The following is a 26,145-nucleotide window of genomic DNA, read 5'->3' as shown; positions in this document are numbered from 1 at the left end:
AGTCCCTAGATTCCACCCGATGTCGACCCCCAACGCGCCAGACCGCTTCAACGAGGAAAAGAACACCTTCACGGTTCGCGGCACCGATGCGCCGGATCTCGCGGCGGGGGTGGCCGCGATCCGCAACGTGTTGAAGACGCTGCCGATCCGGTCCGGCGTCTACCGGATGCTCGATGCCAAGGGCGACGTGCTCTACGTCGGCAAGGCGCGGGCGCTGAAGAACCGAGTGGCGAACTACGTCCAGGTCGACCGGCTGTCGAAGCGGCTCCAGCGGATGGTCGCGCAGACCCGGTCGATGACGATCGTCACGACCAACAACGAGGCGGAGGCGCTGCTGCTCGAGGCGCAGCTGATCAAGCGCTACCGTCCCGCCTACAACGTGCTGTTGCGCGACGACAAAAGCTTCCCCTTCATCCTGCTGCGCGCCGATCACGATTTCCCGCGCATCCAGAAGCATCGCGGTGCGCGCCGGTCGAAAGGGGATTATTACGGCCCGTTCGCCAGCGCCGGATCGGTCAACAACACGCTGAACGCGCTGCAGAAGCTGTTCCTGCTGCGATCCTGCACCGACGGCTTCTTCAAGACCCGCGACCGGCCGTGCCTGCTCTACCAGATCAAGCGCTGCTCGGCGCCGTGCGTCGGCCGGATCGAACCCGCGGGCTATGCCGAGCTGGTGAGCGACGCCAAGCAGTTCCTCGCGGGTAAATCGACCGGCGTGCAGGCGAAGCTGGGTGCGCAGATGCAGGCAGCAGCGGAGGCGATGGACTTCGAACTCGCCGCGTTGCTGCGCGATCGGCTGCGCGCGCTGACCTTCATTCAGGGCACCCAGGCGATCAACGCCGAAGGAGTCGGCGACGCCGACGTCTTCGCGCTGGCCTGCCGCGACGGAACGATGGGGATCCAGGCCTTCTTCATCCGCGGCGGCCAGAATTGGGGTCATCGCAGCTTCTTCCCGGCGCATACCAACGACGTGCCCGAAGACGAGGTGCTAATGAGCTTCCTCACCCAATTCTACGAGGAGGTGCCCCCGCCCAGGACGATCCTGCTCGACCGCGAACTCGACGAAGGCGCGCTGCTCGGCGACGCGCTGGCGGAGCGCGCGGGGTACAAGGTCGCGCTGTCGGTGCCGCAGCGCGGCGACCGGCGCCGGCTGATGGAACAGGCGCAGCGCAACGCGGTCGAGGCGCTGGAGCGCCGGCTGGCGGAGAGCACGACCCAGGCGCGGCTGCTGCGCGAGGTCGCCGAGCTGTTCGACCTGCCCGAACCGCCTGACCGTATCGAGGTCTACGACAACAGCCATATCCAGGGCACCAACGCGCTGGGCGCGATGATCGTCGCGGGGCCCGAGGGGTTCCGCAAGGGCCAGTATCGCAAGTTCAACATCAAGAACAAGGACACCGCGCCGGGCGACGATTTCGGGATGATGCGCGAGGTGTTCGCGCGCCGCTTCGCGCGGGCGCAGGCCGAGGATCCCGACCGCGACGGCGGCGAATGGCCCGATCTGGTGCTGATCGACGGCGGCCGCGGGCAGCTCAACGCGGCGAAGGCGGTGCTCGAGGATCTCGGCATCGAGGACGTGTGCCTGGTCGGGATCGCCAAGGGGCCGCACCATGGCCGCGACGGGCGCGAGGTGTTCCACATGCTCGACGGCCGCGAGTTCCAGTTGCCGGTAAACGCGCCGGTGCTGTTCTACCTCCAGCGGCTGCGCGACGAGGTCCACCGCTTCGCGATCGGCGCGCACCGCGACAAGCGCGCCAAGGCGATCGGCGCCAGCCCGCTCGACGAGGTGCCGGGCATCGGCCCGGCGCGCAAGAAGGCGCTGCTGATGCATTTCGGCACCGGGCGCGCGGTGCGCAACGCGAGCCTGCAGGACCTGCAGCAGGCGCCCGGCGTGTCGTCGGCGGTCGCACAGCAGGTCTACGACTTCTACCACGCACGATAATCGTGCGGGCTTTTGCCGAGTTGTTTACCCCTGCGCGCTAGGTGCGCTGACGATGGTGACGCCCGTCTTCCTTACCGCCGACATCGAGTTCGCCTGGCGACATCATGCCGCCGGCTGCGACCCGGACGAGCTGTACCGGCGATCGATCGAGCCCGCGGGGGTCGGGCTCGGCTTTCAGCTCGAAACGCTGCGCCGGCGCGATCTGAAGGCCTGTTTCTTCGTCGATCCGATGCCCGCGGTGCCGTTCGGGCTCGATCCGATCCGGCGGATCGTCGATACCGTGCTGGAGGCGGGGCAGGAGGTGCAGCTACATCTCCACCCCAATTGGGCGATCGCCCGCGCCGACGACGCGGGGGAGCGCTATGGGCGTTTCCAGCTCCACGAATATGATTTCGACGAACAATGCGCGCTGATCGCAGGGGCGACCGACCTGCTGGTCGCCGCCGGCGCGCCACCGCCGATCGCGTTCCGCGCCGGCAACTACGGTGCCGACGACGACACGCTCCGCGCGCTGGCGACCAACGGCTTCGTCTACGACAGCAGCCACAACGGCGCGCAGGCGTCGCTGACCAGCCGGCTGTCGCTGGCGCGGCGCTGCATTTCCCCCGTCGCGGGCGCGGTGATCGAGGTGCCGGTGACGGTGATCGAGGACAGCCCGGGATCGCTCCGCACCTTCCAGCTTTGCGCGCTGTCGTCGGGCGAGGCGAGCGACGCGCTGGACCATGCCGCCGCCGCCGGGCACGCCGCTGTGACGATCGTCAGCCACGGCTTCGAACTCGCCAACCGCGCGGGGACGCGCGCAAACATGGTCCATGTCCGCCGCTTCGAGGCGCTGTGCGACCTGCTCGACGACCGCCGCGATGAACTGCCGACCGTGCATTTCAAGGATCGTCCCCGCCTACGCCTCGATGCCGACGACGCCCCCCTCGGCCCCGACATGCTCCGCACCCGCTGGCGCCAGGCCGAACAGCTATGGTCGAACTGGGTAGCGGAGCGCGTCGCGTAGCTGCACCGCGATTGCCCGAAGGCTCGCCCCGCGCGTAGAGCCGACCGATGCACCTGCGCGCCCAAGCCGTGATCCTCGCCGCCCGCGCGCATGGCGAGCATGGGTCGGTGGTGCGCGCCTTCACGCGGAACGACGGGGTGCAGCCCGGCTATGTGCGCGGCGGCCGGTCGCGGGCGATGCGGCCGATCCTGCAGCCCGCCAACCTCGTGCTCGGCGATTGGCGCGCCCGCACCGGCGAACAACTGGCGGCGCTGACCGTTGAATTGGTCCACAGCCGCGCCGCGCTGCACCGCGAGCCGCTCGCCGCCGCCGCGATCGAATGGGTGGCGGCGCTGACCGCGGTGTCGCTGCCGGAGGCGCAAGCCTATCCGCGGATCTTCGACGCGCTCGGCGGCGTGCTCGACGCGATCGAGGCGGCGCCGGCGGCGCGCGGCTGGGCGGTAGCGCTGGTGCGGTACGAACTGCTGCTGCTCGCCGAACTCGGCTTCGGGCTCGATCTCGATCGGTGCGTCGCGACCGGCGCCACCGACGATCTCGCCTTCGTCAGCCCCAAAAGCGGCAGCGCGGTCAGCCGCGGCGCAGCGCAGGGCTATGAGGAACGGCTGCTTGCGCTGCCGCCGTTCGTGCGGGTCGGCGGCGAGGCGGACTGGCCCGATATCCTCGCGGGCGTGGCACTGACCGGGCACTTCCTGGCGCGCGACATCCTCATCGACCGCCGGGCCGAGCCGCTCGCGGCGCGGGCGCGGCTGATCGACCGGCTGAAAAGGGCGGTTGCGTGACGCCGCATGGGACGGCAAGGGCGTGGCCATGGCCCTGATCGCGATCCTCGCCGGCGACGGCATCGGACCCGAGGTGACCGCCGAGGCACGCCGCGTGCTCGATGCGCTCGACCTCGATCTCCACTTCGAGGAAGGGCTGGTCGGCGGCGTCGCCTATCGCGCCACCGGACACCCTTTACCCGCCGCAACACTCGATCTCGCGCGCCGTGCCGACGCGGTCTTGTTCGGCGCGGTCGGCGATCCGAGCTGCGACGGGCTCGAACGCGCGCTGCGCCCCGAACAGGCGATCCTCGGCCTGCGCAAGGAACTCGGGCTGTTCGCGAACCTGCGTCCGGCGATGCTGTTCGCGGGGCTGGAGGATGCGTCGGCGCTGCGGCCTGAAGTGGCGGGTGCGATCGACCTGGTGATCGTCCGCGAACTCACCGGCGACGTGTATTTCGGCGACAAGGGCCGCCGCACCGGTGCCGACGGCCTGCGCGAGGGCTACGACCTGATGCGCTACGACGAGGCCGAGGTGGCGCGGATCGCGCGCGTCGGGTTCGAGACCGCCCGTCGCCGCCGCTCGCGATTGTGCTCGGTCGACAAGGCCAATGTGCTCGAGACCTCGCAACTGTGGCGCGACGTCGTGATCGAGATCTCGGCAGAATACCCGGGTGTGGCGCTGTCGCACATGTATGTCGACAACGCCGCGATGCAGCTGGTGCGGAATCCCGGCCAGTTCGACGTGATCGTCACCGGCAATCTGTTCGGCGACATCCTGTCGGACCAGGCGTCGATGTGCGCGGGGTCGATCGGGATGCTGCCGTCGGCCTCGCTCGATACCGGATCGAAGGGCATGTACGAGCCGATCCACGGCTCCGCGCCAGACATCGCCGGGCAGGGCAGGGCCAATCCCTGCGCGGCGATCCTCTCCGCGGCGATGATGCTGCGCCATTCGCTGCACCTGAACGACGCCGCCGATCGCATCGACGGCGCGGTCGCCGCGGCGATCGCGGGGGGCGCGCGCACCGGCGATCTCGGCGGCGCGATGTCGACCCGCGCGATGGGCGACGCGGTACTCGCCAAGCTGTGACCGGCCCGCTCGAGCTCGCGATCGTCATTCCGACGTTCAACGAGAGGGCGAACGTCCCGCTTCTCGTCGCGCGGCTCGACGAGGCGCTGACGGGGCGCAACTGGGAAGCGATCTTCGTCGACGACGACAGCCCCGACGGCACGGCCGAAGCCGCGCGCGAGATCGGGCGCGCGGATGCGCGGGTTCGGGTGATCCAGCGGATCGGGCGGCGCGGCCTCTCGTCCGCCTGTATCGAAGGGATGCTGGCGACTGCGGCGCCCGCGGTGGCGGTCATCGACGGCGATCTCCAGCACGACGAGACGCTGCTGCCCCGGATGCTCGACCTGCTGCAAGGCGACGCGGCGCTCGACCTGGTGGTCGGATCGCGATTCGTGTCGGGCGGCGGCACCGGCGAGTGGGACCGCGACCGGGTTGCCAAGTCCGCCTTCGCCACGCGCCTGTCGCGGCACGTGCTGAAGGGAGACCTCAGCGACCCGATGAGCGGGTTCTTCATGATCCGTAGCGACGTCGCCCGGCGGCTCGCGCCCGAGCTGTCCGCGATCGGCTTCAAGATCCTGCTCGACCTGATGACCGCGAGCCCGGACCCCCTCGCCTTCGCCGAGCTGCCCTACACTTTCCGGGTGAGGACCGAGGGCGAGAGCAAGCTCGATCACGTCGTCGCGATGGAATATCTGATCGCGCTGTACGACCGGATGTTCGGGCGTTTCGTGCCGGTGCGGTTCGCGATGTTCTCCGCGATCGGGCTGCTGGGGGTGCCGATCCACATGGGCGTACTGGCGCTCGCGATCCTCGGCGGCGCGACCTTCATCGTCGCACAGATCTGCGGCGCGGTGGCGGCGATGACAGTCAATTTCTTCCTCAACAACGCGCTGACGTACCGCGATCGCCGGTTGAAGGGCTGGCGCCAGCTGCTCGACGGCTGGGTGTCGTTCTGCGCTGTCTGCGCGGTCGGGCTGGTGGCGAATGTTGGTATCGCGGCGTTTGTCCACGATGCGCAGGATGGTGGGATCGCGGTATCGGCGCTGATCGGGATCCTCGTCGGCGCGGTGTGGAATTATGCGCTGTCGTCGAAGTTCACCTGGGGGCGGTACTGAGGCGCTTTATAGAGGTGTGGTTCGCGCGGAGGCGCGAAGGCGCGAAGATCGCGCGCTCGTGACGGTCCGGTTGCCAAGCGCTTTAGCAGAAGATCCTTTCCCACCCGTTCGTGCCGAGTAGAGATCGAGTAGCCCGCAGGGCGTATCGAGAGCTCGTATCGAGGTACGGGTGACGCGCGCCAACCTGTGTCTCGAGACGCCGCCACTCGACGGCTACCCGACACGAACGGATTTGAAAAGTCAGCGCTCCCACGCCAACTCATCACGGCCAGGTCGAAAACCACATCCAGCGCTGGAACGACCCCGGCCCCGGCAGCGCGACGGCGGTCAGGATCGGATAGAAATGGACGAACAGCATCGCCGCCAGGGTCACTGCGGCTTCGTCCAGATAGCGTAGTCGCCCGCGCCCGAAACGGTAGACCGCGGCGGCGATCGCGACCGTCAGCCAGATGCTCGACAGATAGTAATAATAAAAGAAGCCGAGCGACTTGGGAATGATCGCCCACATCGCGACGCTCGCGATCCACAGCCAGGCGACCACCCCCAGCGACGTGCTGCGATGCCGCGCCCAGCCCCACAGGCAGGCGAGCACCGCGACGAGGCCGCCCCACATCACCACCGGGTTGCCGATCATCAGGATCCCGCGCTGCGCCCCGTCGACGGGTTCGTAGAGATACCAGATCGGGCGCAGGTCGAGCGGCCAGCTGTACCAGGCGGACTGGTAGGTGTGCGGCGGCAGTACCTGGATCTGCTGGTGGTACATGTCGAGCTGGTACGGGATCAGCGTCGCCAGCGTGATCGGGTCGGTCCGGTAGAAGAAGGCGGGGGCGAAGGTCGCGAAATAGGTGGCGATGCTCGCGACGCCGAGGATCGCCGGCGCCGCGATGGGGTGCAGCCCCGGCCAGCGATCGGGCCGGCGCCGGCGCAGCAGCAGATAGCCGCAGGCGGCGAAGGCGACATAGGGCGCGGCGGTCCATTTGGTGCCGACCGCGAGCCCCAGCAGCACGCTCCCCCCCAGCCAGCGCCGCCACACCTGCGGGCCGACGCCGCGCATCGACCAGCCCAGCGTCGCCACCGCCGCCACGACGAACGCGGCCATGAAGCCGTCGAGCATCGCGATCCGCGCCTGGATCAGGACCGTGAAGTTGAGGATCGCGAGCAGGCTGCCGATCACCGCCGGCCGCAGCCGCCCGAAGGTCACCCACAGGATCGCGAAGACTCCCACGACGGCTCCGGTCGCCGCGACGCTGGAGAAGAAGCGCCAGCCGAGCGGCCCGTCCCCGAACAGGAGGATGCCGAGCGCGATGATCGTCTTGCCGAGCAGCGGATGTTCGATGTTGACCGGGGCCGCGAGGCTGGCGAGCGTCCGCGCCGCAGGGACGTAATGCACCTCGTCGAACACCAGCTTGTGCGGGGTCGTCAGCCGCCACGCGAACAGCAGCTGCGCGGCGGTGCCGATCGCGATCGCCGCGGCCAAGGGACGTTTAAGGACGGTAAGCACGCGCCCTTGTCCCTGCTTCGACCCGGGCTTTCAAGGGAGCACCGCGCTTGAAAGCCCGCGGCTAAGGGGGCAAAGCCGCGCAGATGAAGCGCAAGGCTGGCCAGGACCGTTCGATCACCGCCAATTGGCGCCCCGCGACGCTCGCGATCCGCGGCGGCACCGCGCGGTCCGAATATGGCGAGACGTCGGAGGCGTTGTTCCTGACCTCCGGCTACAGCTACGACAAGGCGGCCGACGCCGCCGCGCGGTTCGCGGGCGAGCAGGAGGGAATGACCTATTCCCGCCTCCAGAACCCCACCGTCGAGATGCTCGAACACCGCATCGCCCTGCTGGAGGGTGCGGAAGCGTGCCGGACGATGGCGACCGGCATGGCCGCGATGACTGCGGCGCTGCTCTGCCAGTTGCAGACCGGGGATCATGTCGTCGCGGGGCGCGCGGCGTTCGGGTCGTGCCGCTGGCTGACCGACACGCTGCTGCCGAAGTTCGGCATCCAGACCACGATCGTCGACGCCCGCGATCCACAGGCGTTTCTCGACGCCGCGCGCGCCGAGACCAAGCTCTTCTTTTTCGAAACCCCCGCCAACCCGACGATGGACATCGTCGATCTCCGCGCGGTGTGCGACATCGCGCGCGAACGCGGGATCAAGACCGTGGTCGACAACGCCTTCGCCACCCCCGCGCTGCAACGCCCGATGGAGTTCGGCGCGGACATCACCGCCTATAGTGCGACCAAGATGATGGACGGGCAGGGGCGCGTGCTGGCGGGCGCGGTGTGCGGTAGCGAGGATTTTATCCTCAACACGCTGCTGCCCTTCACCCGCAACACCGGCCCGAACCTGTCGCCGTTCAACGCCTGGGTGGTGCTGAAGGGGCTCGAGACGCTCGACCTGCGCATCCGCCGCCAGTCGGAGAGCGCGGTGACGGTCGGCCGCTTCCTGGAGGCTCGAGTGCCGCGGATCCTCCATCCCGGCCTGCCGAGCCACCCGCAGCACGAACTCGCGATGAGCCAGATGGACGCGTGCGGCCCGATCTTCGCGCTGGAGGTCGAGGGCCGCGAGCAGGCCCACGCGCTGCTCGACGCGCTGGCGCTGGTCGACATCTCGAACAACATCGGCGATTCGCGCTCGCTGATAACGCACCCGGCATCGACCACGCATTACGGCGTCGCCGAGGAAAAGCGGATCGAGATGGGCGTAACCGAGGGGCTGTTGCGGCTCAACGTCGGGCTCGAGGATCCCCGCGACCTGATCGACGACCTCGACCAGGCGCTGACGGCGGCGGGCTTGTGAAGGAGTTCTTCCCGCACGCGGAGACGACCGACGGGGTCACCGTGCGGGTGTCGGTGAGCTACCTCTCCGACCAGTCCGAACCACGCCGCGGTCGGTGGTTCTGGGCCTATCACATCCGCATCGAGAACGAACGCGACAGCATCGTCCAGCTGCTTACCCGGCATTGGGTGATCACCGACGGCCGCGGCGCGCGGCATTCGGTGGAGGGCGAGGGCGTGGTCGGCGAACAGCCGGTGATCGCACCGGGCGCGAGCTTCGACTATGTGTCGGGCTGCCCGCTGGCGACGCCGTCGGGGTCGATGCAGGGCAGCTACCGGATGATCGGCGAGGACGGTGCGCTGCTCGAGATCAGGATCCCGCCCTTCGCGTTGATCGCGCCCGCGGTGACGAGTTGAAGCGGACTCACCTGCCGCTGAACGGGATGCGCGTGTTCGACGCCGCCGCGCGGCACCTGTCGTTCACCCGCGCCGCCGACGAGCTGGCGGTGACCCCGGCCGCGGTGGGGCAGCAGATCCGCGCGCTGGAGGACACGCTGGGCGTGGTGCTGTTCCGGCGCACCACCCGCGGGCTGGAACTGACCCCGGAGGCGGAGGCCGGCCTCGGCGCGCTGCGCGGCGGGTTCCTGCAGTTCGAGGAAGCGGTGCGGGCGATGCAGGCCGGGCAGTCGTCCAAGTCGCTGACCATCGCCGCGCCGCGTGATCTGACCGAAAAATGGCTGATGCCGCGGCTGGCGGCGATCGCCGCGGCGGACCCGGACCTGCGATTCGTGCTGATCGCGGCGGACGAGCTGGTCGACTTTACCGAAGCCAATCTCGACCTCGCGATCCGCTGGGGCGAGGGCCCGGGCGAGCATCAGGGCGAGGCGCTGGAAAGCGACGGCATGGTCACCGTCGCTGCTGCGAACGCATCGGGCGAGGCGGCGATCGCATGGCCCGGTGCTCCCGCAGCCGAAGGCGGCACGGCGTTGGTGCGGGTCGCCGACGCGGGGCTGGCGATCGACGCGGCAGCGTCGGGCCTCGGCCGCGCGACGGTGCCGCACCTGCTCGCCGCACACGACCTGGAGACCGGACGGATCGTCCAGATCGGCGATGCGGTGCCGTCGCAGCTCGGCTATTGGCTGGTCGCTCCCTTGCCGCAGTGGCGGCAGCAGAAGGTACGCGCGCTGGTGGAGATGCTGGGACGCTAGGGATGACGCCCTAGTTCTTCAGCTTCCAGCCGCGCTTGAGCAACTGGTAGCACAGCACCGCCAGCACGACGTCGAGCGCGAGCACCGCGAAGCTGCCGATCATCACCGGCGAATCGCTCAGTCCGAGGAACCCGTAGCGGAACCCCGAAATGATATAGAACACCGGGTTGGCGTGGCTAATCGCGCGGAACGTCGGCGCCAGCCGGTCGACCGAGTAGAAGGTGCCGGACAGCAGCGCGAGCGGCGCGACGACGAAGTTGGTGACCGCGGCGGCGTGATCGAACTTCTCCGCCCAGATCGACGTCAGTACCCCGAGCAGCGCCAGGAAGGTCGAGCCGAGCAGCCCGAACCACAGGATCGCGAATGGTGCGTGCGGGGTGACGTGGACGCCCGGCATCAACGCCATCGCCAGCCACACCGCGCCGCCGACGCAGAACGCGCGCGTCACCGCCCCGCCGACCAGCGCCGCGAGCAGTTCCGCGGTCGACAGCGGCGGCATTAGGTAATCGACGATCGTGCCCTGGATCTTGCCGACCAGCAGCGAGAAGCTCGCATTGGCGAAGGCGTTGTTGATCATCCCCATGACGATCAGGCCGGGCGCGATGAAGTCCCCGAAGCCGACCTCCTGCCCGCCGACATGCACCGTCCCGCGCGCGCCGAGCGCGGTGGTGAAAACCACCAGCAGCAGCAGTTGCGAGATCGCCGGCGCCCAGATCGTCTGCAACTGCACCTTGAAGAAACGGCGTACCTCCTTCACATAGAGGGTCTTCAGACCGCCCCAGTTGACGTTCCGGATGACCGGGGCGCCTGGCGCGTTCCGGATCGCCGACCGAATTTCACCGATTGGTGGCTGGCTGCTCATGGGCCTAGCGGGTAACCGCAGCCGGTGCCGCTCGCAACCGACTAGACGAGGAAACGACCATGTCCTGGACCGAAGAGCGGATCGAGACGCTCAGAACGATGTGGGAGGCGGGCCAGACCGCGAGCCAGATCGCCGAGGCACTGGGCGGGGTCAGCCGCAACGCGGTGATCGGCAAGGCGCATCGCCTGGGCCTCCAGGCGCGCCCGTCCCCGGTCAAGCCCAACGAACCCGACGCGAAGGCCGCCGCCGCGCCGGCGGCGCCCGCCGCCCCGGTCGCCGCGCCCGCTCCGGTCGCCGCCGCGCCGTCGCCGGCGCCGGTCCGCGCGCCGGTCGCCGAGCCGGTCGAGACCGCCGACGACGACGATGACGCCGCACCCGTCGTCGCCGCACCCGCGGCCGCGCCGCAGCCGATCCTGCGCTCGGTCGGGCCGGGAGGCTTCCTGCGCCAGGCTCCCGGCGAGCAGCAGCCGCCGAGCACGCCCGCGCCGCCGCGCCGGCTGGTCCCGGCCAAGCCGTCCGCCGAGATCGCGGGCAAGACCACCTTGCTCGATCTCAACGACCGGATCTGCAAATGGCCGCTCGGCCATCCCGGCGAGCCCGACTTCCACTTCTGCGGCGACAAGGTGAACCCCGGCTTCCCCTATTGCGTCGCGCATTGCGGCCACGCGTATCAGGCGCAGCTCCCGCGCCGCGACCGCCGCCCGCCTCCGCCGCTCCCCTTCGGCGGCCCGCGGGTACGTTAAGACAATCCTCCCCGGCACGGGGAGGGGGACCGTTCGCGCAGCGAATGGTGGAGGGGGATCGCCGCGAGCGTACCGCTTGCGGATGCCCCCCTCCGTCACCGCTGCGCGGTGACACCTCCCCGTGCCGGGGAGGAGTGAAGTGGCCCTCCTTGGCATTGCCTGCGGAGCTTCTATAGGTCGTGGCGATGTCCGACGATCTCTTCGCGTCCCCGTCCACCGCCGGCACCGCCTATGATGCGTCCTCGATCGAGGTGCTCGAGGGGCTCGAACCGGTCCGGCGGCGGCCCGGCATGTATGTCGGCGGCACCGACGAACGCGCGTTGCATCACCTTGCCGCCGAAGTGATCGACAATGCGATGGACGAGGCGGTCGCAGGGCACGCGACCCGGATCGAGGTCACGCTGGAACCCGGCAACCGGCTGACGGTGGTCGACAATGGCCGCGGCATCCCGATCGATCCGCACCCCAAATTCCCCGACAAGTCCGCGCTCGAGGTGATCCTGTCGACGCTGCATTCGGGCGGCAAATTCTCCGGCAAGGCCTACGCCACCTCGGGCGGGCTCCACGGCGTCGGCGTGTCGGTGGTCAACGCGCTGTCGTCCGACACCGTGATCGAGGTCGCACGCGACCGGCAGCTATATCGGCAGCGCTTCGCCCGCGGGCTGACGCTCGGGCCGCTCGAAAAACTCGGCGGCACCCCGAACCGCCGCGGCACCTCGGTCGCGTTCACGCCCGATACCGAGATCTTCGGACCCGAACTCCACTTCAAGCCGGCGCGGCTCTACAAGCTCGCGCGGTCGAAGGCGTACCTATTCGCGGGCGTCGAGATCCGCTGGAAATGCCTCGCCGAGATCACCGACGATACGCCGGCAGAGGCGGCGTTCCAGTTTCCCGGCGGGCTGGCGGATCACCTGAAGGAACAGGTCGGCGCGCGCGAATGCGCGACCGCGGATTTCTTCGCGGGGTCGCAGGATTTCCCCGCGGGCGCAGACGGCCAGAAGAGCGGCCGCGTCGAATGGGCGGTCGCGTGGCCGCTGTGGAGCGACGGCAGCTACAGCTGGTATTGCAACACCATCCCGACCCCCGACGGCGGCACCCACGAACAGGGCCTGCGCACCGCGATGACTCGCGGCCTGCGCGCCTTCGGCGACCTCGTCGGGCAAAAGAAGGCGAAGGATCTCACCGCCGACGATGTAATGGTCGGCAGCGAACTGATGCTGTCGGTGTTCATCCGCGACCCGCAATTCCAGAGCCAGACCAAGGACCGGCTCACCTCGCCCGAGGCCGCTGGCCTCGTCGAGAAGGCGGTGCGCGACCATTTCGATCACTTCCTCAGTCACAATATGGATCGCGGCAAGGCCCTGCTCGGCTATGTTCTGGAGCGGATGGACGATCGCCTGCGCCGCAAGCAGGAACGCGAGGTCAAGCGCAAGACCGCGACCTCGGCGCGCAAGCTGCGACTGCCGGGCAAGCTGACCGACTGCGCCTCGGACGATCCCAAGGGCACCGAGCTGTTCATCGTCGAGGGCGACAGCGCCGGCGGCTCGGCCAAGCAGGCGCGCGACCGCAAGACCCAGGCGATATTGCCGATCCGCGGCAAGATCCTCAACGTCGCCAGCGCGACCAGCGCCAAGATCTTCGCCAATCAGGAGATCGCCGACCTGATCCAGGCGCTCGGCTGCGGCACCCGCAAGGACTGCCTGCCCGATAATCTTCGCTACGAACGCATCGTCATCATGACCGACGCCGACGTCGACGGTGCGCACATCGCGACGCTGCTGATGACCTTCTTCTTCCAGGAGATGCCCGAGCTGGTCCGCCGCGGGCACCTCTATCTGGCGCAGCCGCCGCTCTACCGGCTGACCGCGGGCACCAAATCGCTCTACGCCCGCGACGACGCGCACCGCGCGGAGATCGAGCGCGGGCCGTTCAAGGGCAAGAAGGTCGAGGTCGCCCGCTTCAAGGGGCTGGGCGAGATGAACCCGATCCAGCTGCGCGAAACGACGATGGACCCGAAGACCCGTGGCATGCTGCGGATCACGCTGCCGCAGGAATATGAGGAGCGCGCCGGGGTGAAGGACCTTGTCGACCGGCTGATGGGCAACAACCCCGCCCACCGCTTCGCCTTCATCCAGGAGAACGCGGCGCGCATGGACGAGGACGCGATCGACGCTTGAGCAGGGCTACTCCTCCCCTGCAAGGGGAGGTGGCAGGGCGCAGCCCTGACGGAGGGGTGATGCCCTCTCCGCCTAGCAGGTCACCCCTCCGTCTGGCTGACGCCAGCCACCTCCCCTTGCAGGGGAGGATCGGAATACGCTGATCCATTGCGAAAGGTGGATCGTGCAGAGACGCAGAAGGCGCGGAGATTTGGCGCCCACGGCAGCTTCGGCTCCCGCTCTTAGCTGGCATTCGACCGCGCCCCGCCCCACCACCGTTCGTGCCGAGTAGAGATCGAGTAGCTCCTGCAAGGAGCGTATGGAGAGCCCGTATCGAGGGACAGGTCCCACGCACCAACCCGCCCCTCGATACGCCCCTCGATACGCCCTGCGGGCTACTCGACGTCTACTCGGGATGAACGGGGTGAGTCAGGCTGGCGTCATCCCGCTGTCTGCTCACAACGGCAACGCCGGCTGCGTCTCCGCCGCCCCGCCGATCCCCGACAGCGTCAGCCCCAGCAGTCTCACCCCGCTCTCGACCGGCAGCAGCGCCGCGAGCAATACGTTGCCCGCCGCCAGGAATGCGTCGATGTCCGCCACCGGGCCGGCGAAGGATCGTGCACGCGTGATCGTGCGGAAATCGGCGTAGCGCAGCTTCAGCGTCACCGTCCTTCCTTGCGCGCCGTGGCGTTCGATCCGCACCCAGGCCGCCTCCGCGACCCGCGCCAGTGCCGCATTGAGCGCTTGCGGGTCGGTCAGGTTGATGTCGAAGGTGCGCTCGGCACCGACCGACTTGGCGGGGCGATCGACCCGCACCGGGCGGTGGTCCTCGCCTCGTGCGGCGCCGTAGAGATACCCTGCATGGCTGCCGAAATGCGCCTGGAGGAAGGCGAGTGGGCGATCGCGCAGGTCGGCGCCGGTGCGGATGCCGAGCGTCTCCATCCGTTCGGCGGTGACCGGACCGACCCCGTGAAAGCGCTTCACCGGCAGCGAGGCGACGAAATCGGGCCCGGTGCGCGGCGTGATCACGCAGATGCCGTCGGGCTTGTTCTGGTCCGACGCCAGCTTGGCGATGAACTTGTTGTAGCTCACCCCCGCCGACGCGGTCAGCCCCGTCTCTTCGCGGATGCGCCGGCGGATCTCCTCCGCGATCGCACGCGCAGAACCCAGCGCGTGGCGATCCTCGGTGACGTCGAGATAGGCTTCGTCGAGCGACAGCGGTTCGATCAGTGCGGTGTAATCGGCGAAGATCGCATGGATCTGCCGCGATACCTCGCGATAGACGTCGAAGCGCGGGGGTACGAAGACGAGGTCGGGGCACCGCCGCAGCGCGGTCACCGACGGCATTGCGGATTTCACCCCGAATGCACGCGCCTCGTAGCTCGCCGCCGCGACCACGCCGCGTGCCTTCGACCCGCCGACCGCGAGCGGGCGCCCGCGCAGCGCGGGATCGTCGCGCTGTTCGACCGAGGCGTAGAATGCATCCATGTCGATATGGATGATCTTGCGCTGGGGGCCCGGCTGGGACGGGGGTAGGGGAGGGGCGGGGTCGGCCGACATGGTCGCTTGCGACCGGACCGCTCCGCGCCCGAATAGTCAATCCACCGCGGCGCCGATCGACAGCTGCGGCGGTGTCGGCGGGGCAGGGAGCCTCGCGACCGCGACACCCGCGATCGCGACTCGGTTCCGCCCGGCGCGCTTGGCGTCGTAGAGTGCTGCATCGGCATGTTCGATCAGGTCCGTCGGATCGATCCACACCGACGGTGTCGCCACCGAACAGCCGATGCTGATCGTCACCGCCAGCGGCTCGCCACCGGGGAGGTCGATCGCCAGCGCCTCGATGGTCCGCCGCAGCCGTTCCGCCAGAGCGCTGGCGCGGCTCATCGCCAGGCCGGGAACCACCACCGCGAACTCCTCCCCGCCATAGCGCGCGACCGTCGCGGTCGGGATCGCCACCGCATCCTGCAACGACTGCGCGACCCGGCGCAGGCATTCGTCGCCCGCCTGGTGGCCGTGATCGTCGTTGAACTTCTTGAAATGGTCGATGTCGATGATCAGGAACGCGATCGATCGATCGCGCGCGTTGCTCCGCCACAGCAGCGCCAGCGTCTCGTCGAGATGGCGGCGATTGCCGATCCCGGTCAGCCCGTCGATCGCGACCAGCGATTTCAGCTCGCGGTTCGACGCCGCCAGCAACCGCGCCCGCAGGCTTTCGCGCAGCGCGAACAGATAGGTCGATCGCAGGCTCGATTCGACGCGGTAGCTGCCCGCCAGCGAATAGTTGGCGGTGGCGACCAGCATCGCGATCGAGAAGATCCGATCGCCGGTGTCGAGCATCGGGTGCAGCATGATCGCGGTCGACACCCCGCCGACGCACAGCACCGAAAACGCCAGCGAGGTCGCGAAGCTAAGCGCCAGCGCCACGTTGCCGGAAATCAGGAACAGCCCGAACAGGCACGCGAACAGGTTCACGTGCGGCGATCGCGACGCCATGAACATGGCGATCGTCACCGTGACCATGATGCTGATGCACAGGAAGCTAGGCCATTCGGGGTCGACGCCGTGGCGGACGATGAGGATCATGAAGCCGAGCGTGATCGGCGTCACCACGCAGAGCTGGAGCGGCACCGCCAGCCACATCACGTCGGGCACGATCGCCGCATCGACGAACAAGAAGAGATTGTAGATCAGCAGCCCGGTGAGCGCGAGGCGGACGAACAGCCGCCCCCTCGGCCCCGCGGTCGATCGCCTGAACCGCTCCTCGATCAGGTTGCTGAACCGGGCGCCGTAATCGGTCGACGCCAGCGCCTCCTCGACCTCGCCCAGCAGCGCCTCGTCGCCTTCGACCGCCGCCTCGGCCAGCGGTTCCAGTGTGCCGAGCGAGAACAGCGTGGCGAGCCGCGCACGGAGCCAGCCGATCAGGCGATGGACGCCGTACCGTGGAAAGCTGAGATCAGGGATTCGAACGATACGCAACCATGGCTTCCCGCAGGACCGATGTCCTCGTTCCATCATAGCGGGTGCTCAGGATCGACTTAGCGAACGACGCTGTATTTTGCGCCGGCAGCATTCAGTCGCCGGCGGCCACCGTACGGAGCAGACCGACCACCTGAAGCGACGGGCAATGGTCGGGGCGATAGGATTCGAACCTACGACCCCTGGACCCCGAGACCAGTGCGCTACCAGACTGCGCCACGCCCCGACACATTGCCGGTGCTGCGCGTAGCCGCGACACCATCGGTGATCAAGGGCAAAAGCCAAAGAAGGTAGGCCATCCTGCTGGCGAGTGACCGGCCAGGCCCCGAGCATAGCCGGTATGAGCGCCCGGCCAACGCCCGGGGCTGAAGCATCATTCCGACGATCGGGCGGCTAGCATCGCGTCGACCGCGGTGAACTTCTCGCGCGGGGAGCCAGTGCGCGCGTGCGCTACCTCGGCCTCGTCGATCCGTTGCCAGTCCCGAAAGGTGACGACATCGACTCCGCGCGTGGCGAACAGCGCGTCGAGCGCGGCGCGCCCGGGCTTGCCGGCATCGACCCGGGTGTCCGCGGCGATGAGTTCGGCGATCATGAAGCCGTCCGGGCGGTTGGTGCCGATCGTGCCGGTCGGCCCGCGCCGCGCCCAGCCGACCGCGTAGAGACCGGGCCCGATCCGTCCCTCGTCGTTGGCGAAGCGGCCGAGCCGGTCGTCATAGGGCACCCCGTCGAGCGGCGGGGTGCGGTAGCCGATGCAGCTGACGACCAGTCCGGCGGGGATCGCATAGGTTTCTCCGGTGCCGATCGCGCGGCCGTCCTCGATCCGGGTGCGCTCGACGATCACGCGCTCGACGCGGCTATCGCCTTCGATCCGCACCGGCATCGCGAAGAAATCGAACACGACGCGGATCGGCTTGTCGGCGGTGCGGGTCGCGAAATCGCGGAGGTGCGCGACCGACTTGCGCAGCCCGGGTTCCAGCGCGGCATCGGAGTCGGGCGGCGGCAGGTCGGCGGGGTCGACCAGCGGCACCGCGCGCGACAGATGGCCCAGCTCGCCGAGTTCCTTGGGCGTCATCGCGATCTCGTGCGGGCCGCGCCGCGCCAGGATGGTCACGGCGTCGATCGCATGCTCGCCGAGATGCGTCAGGGCGTGACCGACGATGTCCGATCCGGCGAACTCGTCCTGCGTCTTGGCGAGGATCCGCGCGACGTCGAGCGCGACGTTGCCCGCGCCGACCACCACCGCGCCGGGGCCATGGAGCGGCGGCGCCAGCCCGGCGAAGTCGGGATGCCCGTTATACCAGCCGACGAACGCGGCAGACCCGATCACGCCCGGCAGGTCGTCGCCGGGAATGCCGAGCGCGCGGTCGTGCGGCGCCCCGGTGGCGAGCACCACCGCGTCGTACAGGTCGAGCAGTTCGGGGATGGTCACGTCTTTGCCCACGGTGACGTTGCCGACGAAGCGGACATTGTCGCTGAGCGCGGTCGCCTCGTAGCGGCGGCTGACCCCCTTGATCGACTGGTGATCGGGTGCGACCCCGGTGCGGATCAGGCCGTAGGGCACCGGCAACCGATCGATGATGTCGACCCGTACCGCATCGCCGAACTGCTTCTGACAGCCCTCCGCGGTGTAATATCCTGCGGGTCCCGAGCCGATCACGGCGACGTGGCGCATCCATGCTCTCCTGCTTTGCCCGCACGATAGGCGGGTGCGGGGCGGGGTGGAAGGGTGAGGGTGTCGGGGAGTGCCCCACCAACTCCTCCCTCGCGAAGCGGGGGAGGGGGACCGCCCGCGCAAGCGGGTGGTGGAGGGGGCGGTGCCACGAACGCAGGTCGGAGTTGCCTCCCCCTCCGTCACCGCTTCGCGGTGCCACCTCCCCCTTGCGGGGGAGGATTGGAAAGGCGAGGCTTGGAGGAGGCTGGACGCCAACCACAGCCCTGCTACGCAGCCACCCGTGACCTGGTTGGAAGCGATCGCCTTCGCGCTCGGCGTGATCAACGTGACGCTCGTCGTGCGGCGCAGCGTCTGGAATTACCCGTTCGCGCTGGCCATGGTAACGCTCTACGCCGCGGTGTTCTGGCAGGCGCGGCTGTACAGCGACACGCTGCTGCAGGGGTTCTTCTTCGTCGTGAACATCTATGGCTGGATCGGCTGGGTCGCCAACCGCGCGGATACCGGCGCGATCCTGGTCGAGGCGATGGCGGCGCGATCGCGCGCGGGGTGGGCTGCTGGCGGCGTCTTGGCGGCGCTCGGCTGGGGCACGGCGATGCATCTGTTCACCGACGCCGCGCTGCCGTGGTGGGACGCCGCCATCGCGATCGCGAGCATCGCCGCGCAGATCCTGCTGGCACAGCGCAAATGGGAGAATTGGGCGATCTGGATCGCAGTCGATATCGCGTCGATCGGGCTGTATCTGGTGAAGGGATTGTGGCTGACCGCGATCCTCTATGCGGTGTTCCTGGTGCTCGCGATATGGGGGCTGATCGACTGGCGCCGGGTAATGGCTCGGCAGTCCTCGACGGCGCCGGTCCCGGTGCTCGCCGCATGACGCTGCGCTCGATCTGCCTGCACGGCCCCGAAAGTACCGGCAAGTCGACGATCGCGCCGCGTCTCGCGCGCCATTTCGACAGCATCTGCATCGCCGAGTTCGGCCGCACCTATTGCGAGGCGTTCGGCACCGATCTGTCGATGGCCGATCTCCTCGCGATCGCGCGCTCGCACGACGCCAAGGTGAAGGCGGCGCTGGCGGGGCAGCAGCATCCGGTGATCCTCGACACCGATCCGTTGATGACCGCGGTGTGGGCGGACATGTTGTTCGGTCGCCGCGACCCGTGGTTCGCGACGTGGAACCATACCGCCGATCTCTACCTGCTGTTCGACATCGACCTGCCCTGGGAGGACGACGGCACCCGGATGTTCGGCCGCGCCGCCGACCGGCAACGCTTCTTCGACCTGTCCAGGCGTGAGCTGGAACGCCGCGGCGTCCCCTGGCGGCTGATCAGCGGCCAGGGCGATGCGCGCTGGATGGCGGTGCTCGCGGCGATCGCCTCCGCCTGATCCTAGTTCCGCGCCGCGTGTCGCGCGGCGGTTGGGGTCAGGCCGAAGCGCTGCTTGAACGCGCGCGCGAAATGCGCGTCGCTGGCGAAGCCGAACAGCCGTGCGATCGTGCCGACGGTGCGGTCGTCGCGCGGATCGGACAGCGCCAGCCGCGCGGCCAGCAGGCGCTTCTCCCAGATCAGCCGCGCGACTCCGCCGCCGGTCGGGAAGGCGGCGTAGAGTTCGCTCCGCGAAACTCCCAGCTTGCGCGCGATCCAGTCGGGGGTGAGATCCTCCGCAGCGAGCCGCATCGCGATCAGCCGCTCGGCCCGGTCGCGCAGCCGCCGCTGCGGCCCGCGCCGTTCGCCGGTCGCCGGAACGGTGCGGGCGCGGAAGGCGAGGCCGACCAGGTCGATCAGCATTGCCGCGAAAGCGGGCGCCTGCTCCGCCTTCAGTGTCCCCGCATGCGTCGCGACGCCGCCGAGAAAGCCCGCCAGCACCCCCGCCGCGGCGACGTCCAGCGTCTGACCGTGCAGCGTCGCCGGATCGAGCGCCAGTCGGGTGGCGAGCGCACGCGGGATCGTCACGATCACGAATTGCTGGTCGGTGTCGGTGCGCAGCGTGAACGGCTGGGCGAGATCGAGCAGCAGGATGCTGCCCGCCCCGCCGCGCGGTGCCTGGCTGCCGACCCGCGCCTGCCACTCGCCCTCGCGCACCAGCTGCAACAGGATGCCGTCGATGCGGTCGCGCGTGCACAATGCCGCGGTCCGCCGCGATATCCGCGCGGAGATCGTGCCGAAGGTGACGTGAAGCGTTTCGAGGAAGAAGCCGCTCAGCGTCGCGTGCGGTTCGGCAGTCAGCGTCCGGGTGTCGAACAGCCCGTTGATCGCGAGCGCGTAGCGCCGCGCGCTCTCCTCGGGCGACAGGCCGTCGAGTTCGACGGTGGCGATGCCGATACCGTCGGGCGACTGGCTGACGACGACCGGCGCCCCGGTCCGCAAAGGCCGGCGTGCGCCGGCGTCGTCGGAGGCGGGATTCGGGGCGGCCATCCGACCATCATAGACGGTCGGATGGCCGGTAGGTCAGTTGGACGGCGCCAGCTTGGTGTTCATCACCCAGCCGACATTGTCGTTCTCGTCGGCGACTTCCCACCACAGGCCGTTCTTCTTGTCGGTCGGGAAAACGATCGATCCGGCCGGGAGCGTGCGGATGATCTTGCCGCCCGCCGCTGCGGTGGCGCGCATCGCGACCGGCGCCTGCGCGGTGAAGCTGCGGGTCGGCGCCGCCTGCGCGGTGCCGGCGTCGCCGGGGCGCACCAGGCCGAGGCTGTCGACCATCTTCGAATAGGCCTGGATGAACGACAACGTCACGATCCGGCCGATATCGGTATTGTCGTAGCCGCCGCCGACCGCGCCGCCGACCGCCAGGAACCCGCCGCCGCCGAAGCTCAGGTTGTTCTTGGCGGCATAGCCCTCTTCGACCGCGATCGTCTCGGTGGTGCGGACGTTGGTCAGCGACAGGACGGTGTTCGCCTCCATCTTCTTGTTCTTGAGGCCGCCGAGCAGCCCGCCGAAGCGGCCGCCGACCAGCCCGCCGATCCCCGCCGCGGCGCCGCTGCCGCTGACGTTGCTGTTGGCGCCCTGGATCTCGGCGACCATCACGTAATCGGCGGCCTTGATCTGGTTCTGCCCGACGTTGGAGCGGCGCTGCAGCCCCAGGCTGCCGCCGATGTTGCGCTCCAGCTGCGCGGCGTTCAGCCCGGTGCCGCGATCGACCAGGTTGAAGCAGCCCGACCGCTGGACCAGCACGCGCAGCAGCTTCTGCGGCGGTGCCAGGCTGTTCTGGGTCCAGCCCGAGGGATCGTCGCCGTCCGCGATCGACAGCGTGCCGAGCTTGCGGGTGCAGCGCGGCACGTCGGCGGCGGCCTGCTGCTGCATCTGCTGGCCCTTGGAGGCGCGGGCCTGCGCGTCGGCGGCGGTGGGCAAGGCGGCGGCGACGATCGCCAGCGCTGCGATGGATGCGGTGTTCATGAATATGGTCCCCCCGGAAGTCGGCTCGACCTAGCGTAGCCCGCCCACCGCTGACAAGCATAGTACCGATACGTCATCTGGTGCATCGGGTGCGCGGCGCCCGGCGTAACAGCACACCCTTTGGCAAGGCGCGGCGGCGCTGCTAGGGCGCGCGGATGACGCCGCTCGACCGCATCCGCAATTTCTCCATCATCGCGCATATCGACCATGGAAAGTCGACGCTCGCCGACCGGCTGATCCAGCAGACCGGGGGGCTGACCGAGCGCGAGATGTCCGAACAGGTTCTCGACAACATGGACATCGAGAAGGAACGCGGGATCACCATCAAGGCGCAGACCGTGCGCCTCGCCTACAAGGCCAAGGACGGGCTCGATTACGTGCTCAACCTGATGGACACGCCGGGGCACGTCGACTTCGCCTACGAGGTCTCGCGCAGCCTTGCCGCCTGCGAGGGCGCGCTGCTGGTGGTCGACGCCGCGCAGGGGGTCGAGGCGCAGACGCTCGCCAACGTCTACCAGTCGATCGAGCACGACCACGAAATCGTGCCGGTGATCAACAAGATCGATCTTCCCGCCGCCGAACCTGAAAAGGTCCGCAAGGAGATCGAGGACGTGATCGGCCTCGACGCGTCGGGCGCGGTGCTGGCCAGCGCCAAGGCCGGAATCGGCATCGCCGAGATCCTCGAGGCGATCGTCACCACCATCCCCGCGCCGAAGGGCGACATCGACGCGCCGCTGAAGGCGATGCTGGTCGACAGCTGGTACGATCCGTATCTCGGCGTCGTCATCCTCGTCCGCGTCATCGACGGCGTGATGAAGAAGGGCCAGCAGATCAAGTTCATGAACGCGGGGACGACTCATCTGGTCGACCGCGTCGGCTGTTTCCGGCCGAAGATCGAACAGCTTACGGATCTCGGCCCGGGCGAGATCGGCTTCATCACCGCACAGATCAAGGACGTCGCCCAGGCCCGCGTCGGCGATACGCTGACCGACGCCAAGCGCCCCGCGGCGCAGGCGCTGGAGGGCTTCAAGGAGGTCCAGCCGGTGGTGTTCTGCGGGCTATTCCCGGTCGACGCCAACGACTTCGAAAAGCTGCGTGAATCGATCTCCAAGCTGCGCCTCAACGACGCCAGCTTCACCTTCGAGATGGAGACCTCGGCAGCGCTCGGCTTCGGCTTCCGCTGCGGCTTCCTCGGGCTGCTCCACCTCGAGATCATTCAGGAGCGGTTGACCCGCGAATATGATCTCGACCTGATCACCACCGCGCCGTCGGTGGTCTACCAGATCGAACTCAGCCACGGGAACGGGCATATCGAGCTGCACAACCCCGCCGACATGCCCGATCCCAACGCGATCGCCTCGATCGCGGAGCCGTGGATCGAGGCGACGATCTACGTCCCCGACGAATATCTCGGCAGCATCCTGAAGCTGTGCCAGGACCGCCGCGGCATCCAGAAGAACCTCACCTATGTCGGCGGCCGCGCCCAGGCGACCTACGAGCTGCCGCTGAACGAGGTGGTGTTCGACTTCTACGATCGGCTGAAGAGCATCAGCCGCGGCTATGCCAGCTTCGACTATCACCAGATCGGCTACCGCGAGGGCGACCTCGTCAAGATGGGCATCCTCGTCAACAACGAGGCGGTCGACGCGCTGTCGATGATCGTCCACCGCGCCACCGCCGAGACCCGCGGCCGCGGCATGTGCGAACGCCTGAAGGACCTGATCCCCCGCCACCTCTTCAAGATCCCGATCCAGGCCGCGATCGGCGGCAAGGTGATCGCCCGCGAAACCATCGCCGCGATGCGCAAGGACGTCACCGCGAAATGCTATGGCGGCGATGCCAGCCGCAAGAAGAAGCTGCTGGAGAAGCAGAAAGAGGGCAAGAAGCGGATGCGCGAATACGGCAGCGTCAGCATCCCGCAGGAAGCGTTCATCGCGGCGCTACGGATGGGGGATGACGGGTAGCTCCGCCCGCTACCAAACTTGTGCTCCCGCGAAGGCGGGAGCCCAGTACTGGGTCCCCGCCTTCGCGGGGGCACAAGCAGCGGGCGCACTGTCGGTGATGCGCCAGCCCGTATCCACACTCCACCCCAGTCATCACCCTCGGTTGACCCGCTCCCCCCATCGCTCGTATCAGGGGCGCGGGCGGTCGCATCGACCGCCCTTTGTTTTTTGACAGGAGCCGCCCGTGTCGATCACCGCCCTGATGCCCGTCTATCCGCGGTGCGGGGTGCGTCCGGTCCGAGGCGAGGGCTGCTACCTCTATGGCGAGGACGGCACCCAGTATCTCGACATGGCGGCGGGGATAGCGGTGAATGCGATCGGGCACGGTCATCCCAAGCTGGTCGAGGCGATCGCGGCCCAGGCGGCGACGCTGATGCACGTGTCGAACCTGTACGGCAGTCCGCAGGGCGAGAAGTTCGCGCAGCGGCTCATCGATGCGACGTTCGCCGACACCGTGTTCTTCACCAATTCGGGCGCCGAGGCGGTCGAGTGCGCGATCAAGACCGCGCGCCGCTATCACTTCGCCAACGGCAATCCGCAGCGCCAGAACCTGATCACCTTCAGCAACGCCTTCCACGGGCGTACGCTGGGGACGATCTCGGCGACCAACCAGGCGAAGATGCGCGACGGGTTCGAACCGCTGCTGCCGGGATTCGCCTATGCGCCGTTCGACGATCTCGACGCCGCGCTGGCGCTGATCGACGATCATACCGCGGGCTTCCTGGTCGAACCGATCCAGGGCGAGGGCGGGCTGCGCCCCGCCTCGGATGCGTTCCTGAAGGGCTTGCGCGCCGCGTGCGACGAACACGGGTTGTTGCTGGTGCTCGACGAGGTGCAGTGCGGCTACGGCCGGACCGGCAAGTTCTTCGCGCACGAACTCTACGGCATCACGCCGGACATAATGGCGGTGGCGAAGGGGATCGGCGGCGGCTTCCCGCTCGGCGCGTGTCTCGCGACCGAGGAAGCGGCGAAGGGAATGGTCGCCGGGACCCACGGCTCGACCTATGGCGGCAATCCGCTGGCGATGGCCGCGGGCGAGGCGGTGTTCGAGGTAATCCACGAACCCGGCTTCCTCGACAACGTCACGAAGATGGGCGCGCGGCTGCGCCAGTCGCTCGAACAGATGATCCCCAACCACGATCATCTTTTCCAGGAGGTCCGCGGCCACGGGCTGATGCTCGGGTTGAAGCTCAAGAGCGACGCGCGCCGCTTCGTCGGTTTCCTGCGCGACGAGCATCAGTTGCTGACCGTCGCGGCGGGCGACAACGTCATCCGCCTGGTGCCGCCGCTGGTGATCGACGAGACCCACATCGCCGAATGCATCGACAAGCTGAGCGCGGCGGCGCGGGTCTACGTGCCCGAGACCGACGACTGAGGGTAAAATCCTCCCTCGACGCGGAGCGTCGGGGGAGGGGGACCGTTCGCGAAGCGAATGGTGGAGGGGGCGTCGCCGCAAGCGCATTGCTCCTGGCGGGGCCCCCCTCCACCACGCCTTGCAGGCGCGGTCTCCCTCCCTCGCTGCGCGAGGGAGGAATTGGGAGAAGCTACATGCGTCATTTCCTGAACCTGTCCGATGCGGGCGCCGACGGCATCGCCGCGATGCTGGCCGACGCGCTCGATCGCAAGGCGGCGCGCGCGGGGTGGAGCAAGGGCCGCGTCGATGCCGACGCGCCGCTCGCGGGTCATGTCCTGGCGATGGTGTTCGAAAAGAGCTCGACGCGCACCCGGGTCAGCTTCGACATGGCGATCCGGCAACTGGGCGGCAGTGCGATCGTGATGGACGCGGGTAGCATGCAGCTCGGCCGCGGCGAAAGCGTCGCCGACACCGCGCGGGTGCTGTCGGGCTATGTCGACGCGATCATGATCCGTACCGACGATCACGCCAAGGTCGAGGAGATGGCGCATTACGCGGGCGTGCCGGTGATCAACGGCCTGACCGACGCGTCGCACCCCTGCCAGATCATGGCCGATCTGCTGACCATCATCGAACGCGGCAAGTCGCTGCCCGGCTTGAAGGTGGCGTGGCTCGGCGACGGCAACAACGTGCTCGCCTCGATCGTCGAGGCGGCGTCGCTGATGCAGTTCGACGTCGTCGCCGCCTGCCCGCAGGGGTTTCAACCCGAGGAGGAGGCGATCGTCCGCGCCTCGGGCCGGGCGCGGGTCGTCGGCGATCCGCGCGAGGCGGTGGAGGGGGCGGACATCGTCGTCACCGACACCTGGATCTCGATGGGTCAGGCGCATGCCGACACCAAGCTGCGCGCGATGATGCCGTATCAGGTCACGACCGCGCTGATGCAGGCGGCGAAGCCCGACGCGACCTTCCTCCACTGCCTCCCCGCACACCGTGGCGAGGAGGTGGTGACCGAGGTGATCGACGGGCCGCAATCCGCGATCTGGGCGGAAGCCGAGAACCGGCTGCACGCGCAGAAATCGATCCTGCGCTGGTGCTTCGGCCAGATCGGTTGATCTGCC

Annotated in this window: 22 protein-coding genes and 1 tRNA gene; 15 read left to right on the top strand and 8 right to left on the bottom strand. The window is 68.6% G+C overall.

Going from position 1 to position 26,145, the window contains the following annotated elements:
- The first annotated feature begins 19 nt into the window (after window positions 1-19).
- The 5 genes from uvrC to ACT009_RS07870 are packed head-to-tail and all read left to right on the top strand — an operon-like array spanning window position 20 to window position 5,893.
- On the top strand, window positions 20-1,942 hold the full coding sequence (uvrC, locus tag ACT009_RS07890) for an excinuclease ABC subunit UvrC (RefSeq protein ID WP_445193786.1): 1,923 nt from the start codon (window positions 20-22) through the stop codon (window positions 1,940-1,942).
- Window positions 1,943-1,994: 52 nt separating this feature from the next.
- Window positions 1,995-2,948, top strand: a complete 954-nt coding sequence (locus ACT009_RS07885; protein WP_445193785.1) for a polysaccharide deacetylase — start codon at window positions 1,995-1,997, stop codon at window positions 2,946-2,948.
- 47 nt (window positions 2,949-2,995) lie between these two features.
- Window positions 2,996-3,727, top strand: coding sequence for a DNA repair protein RecO (gene recO / locus ACT009_RS07880; RefSeq protein WP_445193784.1), 732 nt, complete (start codon window positions 2,996-2,998; stop codon window positions 3,725-3,727).
- A gap of 28 nt (window positions 3,728-3,755) precedes the next feature.
- A complete protein-coding gene (gene leuB / locus ACT009_RS07875; protein ID WP_445193783.1) occupies window positions 3,756-4,799 on the top strand; it encodes a 3-isopropylmalate dehydrogenase in 1,044 nt (347 codons plus the stop codon).
- A complete protein-coding gene (locus ACT009_RS07870) occupies window positions 4,796-5,893 on the top strand; it encodes a glycosyltransferase family 2 protein (protein ID WP_445193782.1) in 1,098 nt (365 codons plus the stop codon). The genes leuB and ACT009_RS07870 overlap by 4 nt, the downstream gene beginning before the upstream one ends.
- A 262-nt stretch (window positions 5,894-6,155) precedes the next feature.
- Here ACT009_RS07870 and ACT009_RS07865 read toward each other — a convergent pair whose 3' ends face one another.
- Entirely contained in the window at window positions 6,156-7,370 is a 1,215-nt protein-coding gene (locus ACT009_RS07865; RefSeq protein ID WP_445193781.1) for a glycosyltransferase family 39 protein, read from the bottom strand.
- A gap of 107 nt (window positions 7,371-7,477) precedes the next feature.
- Between ACT009_RS07865 and ACT009_RS07860 the strand changes: the two genes are divergently transcribed.
- From ACT009_RS07860 to ACT009_RS07850, 3 genes are read left to right on the top strand one after another with little or no spacing between them, the layout of a single operon-like run.
- Entirely contained in the window at window positions 7,478-8,683 is a 1,206-nt protein-coding gene (locus ACT009_RS07860) for a trans-sulfuration enzyme family protein (protein WP_445193780.1), read from the top strand.
- Window positions 8,680-9,078, top strand: a complete 399-nt coding sequence (gene apaG / locus ACT009_RS07855) for a Co2+/Mg2+ efflux protein ApaG (protein WP_445193779.1) — start codon at window positions 8,680-8,682, stop codon at window positions 9,076-9,078. Before ACT009_RS07860 ends, apaG begins: the two co-directional genes overlap by 4 nt.
- Window positions 9,075-9,869: a LysR family transcriptional regulator gene (locus tag ACT009_RS07850; RefSeq protein ID WP_445193778.1), complete on the top strand. Its 795-nt coding sequence runs from the start codon at window positions 9,075-9,077 to the stop codon at window positions 9,867-9,869. Before apaG ends, ACT009_RS07850 begins: the two co-directional genes overlap by 4 nt.
- A gap of 10 nt (window positions 9,870-9,879) precedes the next feature.
- Here the strand turns inward: ACT009_RS07850 and ACT009_RS07845 are convergent, their stop codons facing one another.
- Window positions 9,880-10,731 carry an ABC transporter permease gene (locus tag ACT009_RS07845; protein WP_445193777.1) on the bottom strand — a complete coding sequence of 284 codons (852 nt, stop codon included), beginning with the start codon at window positions 10,729-10,731 and terminating at the stop codon, window positions 9,880-9,882.
- A gap of 59 nt (window positions 10,732-10,790) precedes the next feature.
- On the opposite strand from ACT009_RS07845, the gene ACT009_RS07840 reads away from it, so the two are divergent.
- Window positions 10,791-11,474 carry a GcrA family cell cycle regulator gene (locus ACT009_RS07840; RefSeq protein WP_445193776.1) on the top strand — a complete coding sequence of 228 codons (684 nt, stop codon included), beginning with the start codon at window positions 10,791-10,793 and terminating at the stop codon, window positions 11,472-11,474.
- Window positions 11,475-11,659: 185 nt separating this feature from the next.
- Window positions 11,660-13,651, top strand: coding sequence for a DNA topoisomerase IV subunit B (gene parE, locus ACT009_RS07835; RefSeq protein ID WP_445193775.1), 1,992 nt, complete (start codon window positions 11,660-11,662; stop codon window positions 13,649-13,651).
- 435 nt (window positions 13,652-14,086) lie between these two features.
- Here the strand turns inward: parE and dinB are convergent, their stop codons facing one another.
- The 4 genes from dinB to ACT009_RS07815 all read right to left on the bottom strand — a co-directional run bounded on the left by dinB (window position 14,087) and on the right by ACT009_RS07815 (window position 18,278).
- Window positions 14,087-15,190, bottom strand: a complete 1,104-nt coding sequence (dinB, locus tag ACT009_RS07830) for a DNA polymerase IV (protein ID WP_445193774.1) — start codon at window positions 15,188-15,190, stop codon at window positions 14,087-14,089.
- A gap of 36 nt (window positions 15,191-15,226) precedes the next feature.
- Window positions 15,227-16,606: a diguanylate cyclase domain-containing protein gene (locus ACT009_RS07825; protein ID WP_445193773.1), complete on the bottom strand. Its 1,380-nt coding sequence runs from the start codon at window positions 16,604-16,606 to the stop codon at window positions 15,227-15,229.
- Between the two features lie 149 nt (window positions 16,607-16,755).
- Window positions 16,756-16,832, bottom strand: a tRNA-Pro gene (locus tag ACT009_RS07820).
- A gap of 147 nt (window positions 16,833-16,979) precedes the next feature.
- Window positions 16,980-18,278, bottom strand: coding sequence for an FAD-dependent oxidoreductase (locus tag ACT009_RS07815; protein ID WP_445193772.1), 1,299 nt, complete (start codon window positions 18,276-18,278; stop codon window positions 16,980-16,982).
- 280 nt (window positions 18,279-18,558) lie between these two features.
- Between ACT009_RS07815 and pnuC the strand changes: the two genes are divergently transcribed.
- On the top strand, window positions 18,559-19,152 hold the full coding sequence (gene pnuC / locus ACT009_RS07810) for a nicotinamide riboside transporter PnuC (protein WP_445193771.1): 594 nt from the start codon (window positions 18,559-18,561) through the stop codon (window positions 19,150-19,152).
- On the top strand, window positions 19,149-19,661 hold the full coding sequence (locus ACT009_RS07805; RefSeq protein ID WP_445193770.1) for an AAA family ATPase: 513 nt from the start codon (window positions 19,149-19,151) through the stop codon (window positions 19,659-19,661). Before pnuC ends, ACT009_RS07805 begins: the two co-directional genes overlap by 4 nt.
- 2 nt (window positions 19,662-19,663) lie before the next feature.
- Here the strand turns inward: ACT009_RS07805 and ACT009_RS07800 are convergent, their stop codons facing one another.
- Entirely contained in the window at window positions 19,664-20,689 is a 1,026-nt protein-coding gene (locus ACT009_RS07800) for a helix-turn-helix domain-containing protein (RefSeq protein ID WP_445193769.1), read from the bottom strand.
- Between the two features lie 33 nt (window positions 20,690-20,722).
- Entirely contained in the window at window positions 20,723-21,670 is a 948-nt protein-coding gene (locus tag ACT009_RS07795) for a CsgG/HfaB family protein (protein ID WP_445193768.1), read from the bottom strand.
- Window positions 21,671-21,825: 155 nt separating this feature from the next.
- Here ACT009_RS07795 and lepA point away from each other — a divergent pair, with 155 nt between their 5' ends.
- The 3 genes from lepA to argF all read left to right on the top strand — a co-directional run bounded on the left by lepA (window position 21,826) and on the right by argF (window position 26,139).
- Window positions 21,826-23,634, top strand: a complete 1,809-nt coding sequence (gene lepA, locus ACT009_RS07790; protein ID WP_445193767.1) for a translation elongation factor 4 — start codon at window positions 21,826-21,828, stop codon at window positions 23,632-23,634.
- 223 nt (window positions 23,635-23,857) lie between these two features.
- Window positions 23,858-25,048 carry an aspartate aminotransferase family protein gene (locus ACT009_RS07785; RefSeq protein ID WP_445193766.1) on the top strand — a complete coding sequence of 397 codons (1,191 nt, stop codon included), beginning with the start codon at window positions 23,858-23,860 and terminating at the stop codon, window positions 25,046-25,048.
- A 173-nt stretch (window positions 25,049-25,221) separates the two neighbouring features.
- Window positions 25,222-26,139 carry an ornithine carbamoyltransferase gene (gene argF / locus ACT009_RS07780; RefSeq protein ID WP_445193765.1) on the top strand — a complete coding sequence of 306 codons (918 nt, stop codon included), beginning with the start codon at window positions 25,222-25,224 and terminating at the stop codon, window positions 26,137-26,139.
- Window positions 26,140-26,145 lie beyond the last annotated feature (6 nt).

Source organism: Sphingomonas sp. Tas61C01, assembly GCF_052567495.1.
This window is presented reverse-complemented; position numbering and strand designations above follow the sequence as displayed.

Coding starts and splice junctions, on each gene's coding strand:
- uvrC (WP_445193786.1), top strand. CDS start 20: ATGTCGACCCCCAACGCGCCAGACCGCTTCAACGAGGAAAAGAACACC.
- ACT009_RS07885 (WP_445193785.1), top strand. CDS start 1,995: ATGGTGACGCCCGTCTTCCTTACCGCCGACATCGAGTTCGCCTGGCGA.
- recO (WP_445193784.1), top strand. CDS start 2,996: ATGCACCTGCGCGCCCAAGCCGTGATCCTCGCCGCCCGCGCGCATGGC.
- leuB (WP_445193783.1), top strand. CDS start 3,756: ATGGCCCTGATCGCGATCCTCGCCGGCGACGGCATCGGACCCGAGGTG.
- ACT009_RS07860 (WP_445193780.1), top strand. CDS start 7,478: ATGAAGCGCAAGGCTGGCCAGGACCGTTCGATCACCGCCAATTGGCGC.
- ACT009_RS07845 (WP_445193777.1), bottom strand. CDS start 10,731: ATGAGCAGCCAGCCACCAATCGGTGAAATTCGGTCGGCGATCCGGAAC.
- ACT009_RS07840 (WP_445193776.1), top strand. CDS start 10,791: ATGTCCTGGACCGAAGAGCGGATCGAGACGCTCAGAACGATGTGGGAG.
- parE (WP_445193775.1), top strand. CDS start 11,660: ATGTCCGACGATCTCTTCGCGTCCCCGTCCACCGCCGGCACCGCCTAT.
- dinB (WP_445193774.1), bottom strand. CDS start 15,190: ATGTCGGCCGACCCCGCCCCTCCCCTACCCCCGTCCCAGCCGGGCCCC.
- ACT009_RS07815 (WP_445193772.1), bottom strand. CDS start 18,278: ATGCGCCACGTCGCCGTGATCGGCTCGGGACCCGCAGGATATTACACC.
- ACT009_RS07805 (WP_445193770.1), top strand. CDS start 19,149: ATGACGCTGCGCTCGATCTGCCTGCACGGCCCCGAAAGTACCGGCAAG.
- ACT009_RS07800 (WP_445193769.1), bottom strand. CDS start 20,689: ATGGCCGCCCCGAATCCCGCCTCCGACGACGCCGGCGCACGCCGGCCT.
- ACT009_RS07795 (WP_445193768.1), bottom strand. CDS start 21,670: ATGAACACCGCATCCATCGCAGCGCTGGCGATCGTCGCCGCCGCCTTG.
- lepA (WP_445193767.1), top strand. CDS start 21,826: ATGACGCCGCTCGACCGCATCCGCAATTTCTCCATCATCGCGCATATC.
- argF (WP_445193765.1), top strand. CDS start 25,222: ATGCGTCATTTCCTGAACCTGTCCGATGCGGGCGCCGACGGCATCGCC.